2 protein-coding genes and 1 pseudogene are annotated in these 3,936 nt (G+C 41.8%); all 3 read left to right on the plus strand.

Annotated features, from left to right (window positions below; all coding sequences use genetic code 11):
• On the plus strand, positions 1-1,638 hold a 1,638-nt coding region (locus tag BW961_RS29220; protein WP_139331802.1), incomplete at its 5' end, for an S-layer homology domain-containing protein.
• Positions 1,639-1,822: 184 nt separating this feature from the next.
• A pseudogene (locus tag BW961_RS29225) lies at positions 1,823-2,092 on the plus strand (hypothetical protein); the annotation flags it as partial.
• 405 nt (positions 2,093-2,497) lie between these two features.
• Positions 2,498-3,904, plus strand: a complete 1,407-nt coding sequence (locus tag BW961_RS29230; protein ID WP_244556097.1) for a DUF3427 domain-containing protein — start codon at positions 2,498-2,500, stop codon at positions 3,902-3,904.
• Positions 3,905-3,936 lie beyond the last annotated feature (32 nt).

The raw sequence follows: 3,936 nt of genomic DNA on the forward strand, positions 1-3,936 counted from the left end.
GCGGTGCCAATCGCAACAGCAAGCATAGCTGGAGTAACAGCGCCAGTCATAGGTGCAACGCCAGTATCTACAATAAAGGATACATCCGAATATACAGCAACGATTGCATGGTCACCAGAGGATGCAACATTTGTTGGAAATACAGCCTACACAGCAACGATAACAATTACACCCAAAGTAGGATACACATTAACAGGTGTGGCTGAAGACTTCTTTAAAGTAGCTGGAGCAACAACAACAAATGAGGCTAATGATGGAGTTGTAACAGCCGTATTCGCAGTAAATAACCCTATTGCAGATGCAACGCTCAAATCCACAATCGGAAAAGTTAGCATAGGCGGAACAGTAAATGAAACAATAACAGACATTCCATATGGAACAACATTAGCGCAGTTGAAGGCAGCGATCACGGTATCATCGGCCAGTGTAACGTATGAAGTCTACGGTGAAGACGGAACAACCGTAGCTACAACTTTGGCAACAGGCTATAAGGTCATTGTTACAGCTCAGGATGGAATAACGACCGTAACGTATACCTTGACGGTGAAAGAAGCAGTAATACCAACACCAGATCCAACACCGACACCACCATCAGGCGGCGGAGGCGGAGGTTCAACAACACCAACGTCCCCAATCGATAGCAAGGTTACTGCAACGGATGGCAAATTAGCACTTCCTGTTGGTAGAACGGGTCAGGTCAGCTTGGGAGATGCGATCACGATCTCTATTCCAGCAGGCGCTACAAACAAAGCAATGAAATTAACGATAGAAGAAGTATTGAACACTAAAGTACTTCTAACGAATAAAGAGATTCTAGCTAGTTCGGTATTTGAACTTTCCAAAGATTTCTCAGAGAACTTCAGTAAACCGGTAACATTGACTTTTACCTTCGATCCTACAATTTTGCAAAGCAATCAAATTGTATCAGTATTCTATTATGATGAAGCGAAGAAATCATGGGTTAAAGTTGAAGGTGGCAAGATAAACGGGAATCATATCACAGTAGATGTTAATCACTTTACGAAGTATGCGGTACTCGTTGTAGATCAATCCACGGGTCTTCCCGTAACAGAGAAACCAACGGGAAACACTACGGAGGTTAACTTTAGCGACATCGCTGGACACTGGGCTGAGGTCAGCATCAAGAAAGCGATAAGTAGCGGAATCGTCACGGGTTATACGGACGGAACATTTAAGCCGAACGCTACCGTGACGCGTGCAGAATTTGCTGTAATGCTGATGAATACGTTGAAGCCGCAAGAGGCAGGAGCGACGCTGACCTTCACAGATTCTGCGAAGATCGGATCGTGGGCGCAGAAAGCGGTCGCGCAAGCCTTACAACTAGGCATTATTAAAGGCAATGCGGACGTGACCTTCCGTCCAGATGCAGCAGTTACACGTGCAGAGATGGCAGTGATGCTTGCACATGCTTTGGGTCATTCGATCGAAGTTAAATCTGCAATCGGCTTCGCAGATGACAATGACATCCCAGCGTGGGCAAAAGGTAGCGTTGCTTTCGTGAAGCAATCAGGTATTGTGCAAGGGAAAAACAATAACAAATTCGTCCCTCAAGATCACGCTACAAGAGCGGAAGCTGTAAAGGTTCTGCTGAACATGTTGGCACAAGAAAGCAAGTAAAGTGAAAGTTATCTTGCAAATATTGCAATATTAGAAGAAGGGGGATTGTGCCCCTTCTTTTTTTTCATTCACGCCAAGAAGAGAAATATAAACGCAACTACTGTCTCGATACATAGAGGTTATCCACCCCATCTGTCGAATCCTGACTAAGAGACACATCACTCTACACAAAAGAGGTTACTTCATGAAACAAGGACTCTATGAGCAAATCATTAATAATATAACGTCGCAGCAGTTATCTGCTCTTGACCCGGAAGTATATGAGATTGGCAGAGAGCCGCTAGATGCGGAAGAAGCACGGAAGATGTTGTCCAATTATTTGGCGATGGTGACCCGTAGGGCACTTAAAGTCGTGCGGGAACAAAGCAGCGATGAAGAAGCGGTATTGGCGCAGATTCGGATCTGTAATGAGATTATCGACACACTCAAGCATACGTCACCCGATTTTGATTTTACTAGTCCCAAAATGAAGTCAAATTTGACTCATGAATGGGGAGCATATACAAAAGAACTAAGAAAGAAAAAAACCTACCATAAACAATAGGCTGGGTAGGTTCTCACGCTTGCGTTCAAGAAGGTCAAAACCTGTCACTTCGCTCCTATCGTGCCGTTGGCACTCCTTGCATGGACACCTATGTTTATGCCCCTATCCAACAATAAGACAAAGGTAATACATCTTAATACATTTGTATTACATTGTCATACAATCCACTCCATCGTCCCTGTAACTTCATTCAATGCAAATTTTCGGACTAGACTCCTGTTTCTTCTTCGTTACTGGATTTTCCTTATATTAATATGTATATAATTTTGGTATATTGCTATTAATCTAGTAAATAAGGGGTCAAAGGAGCAGTCTATGCCATTACCTAAAAATATATCGATTGAACACGTCATAGGTGCAATAGAATACATCAACAAGAATGGTGTGCCAGATGAAAGACTTTCAACGAAATATGTTTTGGTATATAACGATAAAAGTTACCCACCAAAGTATGTCCTCTCCATTGCAAATACATTTGTTAACGGAAACGAACTAGAACCGCATGAATTTAGTGGTGGTTGTGAAACTAATGGGTTCTTAAAGCAGTTAGGGTTCATAATTATCGATGAAATGAGTGATGTTATATACAAAAATGCTGGAGATTATGCTGTAAAAAGCTTTCATAAAACAGTTGTCACAGCTTACAACACTGCTAAGACAGAGTGTAGGTACAATGCGAAGGCTTTCATTCAAATGATTAGTGAACGTGGAGCGGTAAGTGTTGCGAAGGAATTCCTTGCAAGAGATGCTGCAACGACAGGCTTTGATCGCTTGTGGAGTGAGAAGAGACTGGATTTGACCATTGAAGCAAGTGTTCTTCTTCCTCAATACAGAGTCTTATTTACCGTTGAAGAACGGAGGGCTGCTTTTGAGCGGTTGGAGAAGTGTGAATATGTAGTTCAGGGTGTGGTATTTGAAGAGGATGCTTCCGATGAGTTAAGGATTCCCACGTTCACAGTAGGTGAGTATTATACTCGCAAAGATGTTTATAGAATAGTAAACGTTCCTGATGCCCAACAAGGGGGAAATTGGGACACAGGGTATACTCGATATAATAGTGATTCCTATGTATTTGCCAATGTTGGCACAGCAGGTAGAACTGGGCATGATCACCCTAACAGATTTGATGGGAATGACTTAGAGTGGTATGGGAAAAAGGGTTCGAAATTATCACATGACTCCATACAGTCTCTTATCTATCCAAAAAGAAAAGTTTACATTTTTGCAAGAAAAGATAGTGATGATACTCAATTCGTTTACATAGGTAATGGTAAAGTGAAAAGCTTTGAAGATGCATCTCCAGTGTTTATTGTTTGGCAGTTTAACGACTCACTAGAGAATCACCCTGAAATCCTTTCAGAGGAAGAAAGTGAACCAGATAAGCTTATTGAGGGTGCGGTAAAGCAAGTGTTCGTCAATGTCTATGAGAGGAATCCGATTGCTAGAAAAAAATGCATTGAGCATCATGGTTGCCAATGCAGTGTCTGTAATTTTAATTTCTACGAATATTACGGTGAAGTAGGTAAGGATTTCATTCATGTTCATCATTTAAAACCGTTGTATGAGGTTGGTAGAGAATATGAGGTTGATGCAGTAGAGGACTTGCGACCTGTATGTCCCAATTGTCATGCAATGCTACACAAACGTAAGCCAGCGTTTTCGATTGAAGAATTAAAAATGATGATTCGTGATAAAGAAGTAGCCATCCCTCATTTGAAGTGACCCCTGTCAAGTAGACAATTAACAAAAAGCAA

It is taken from the genome of Paenibacillus macquariensis (assembly GCF_900156375.1).
In the GTDB taxonomy this organism is placed as follows: domain Bacteria; phylum Bacillota; class Bacilli; order Paenibacillales; family Paenibacillaceae; genus Paenibacillus_AQ; species Paenibacillus_AQ macquariensis.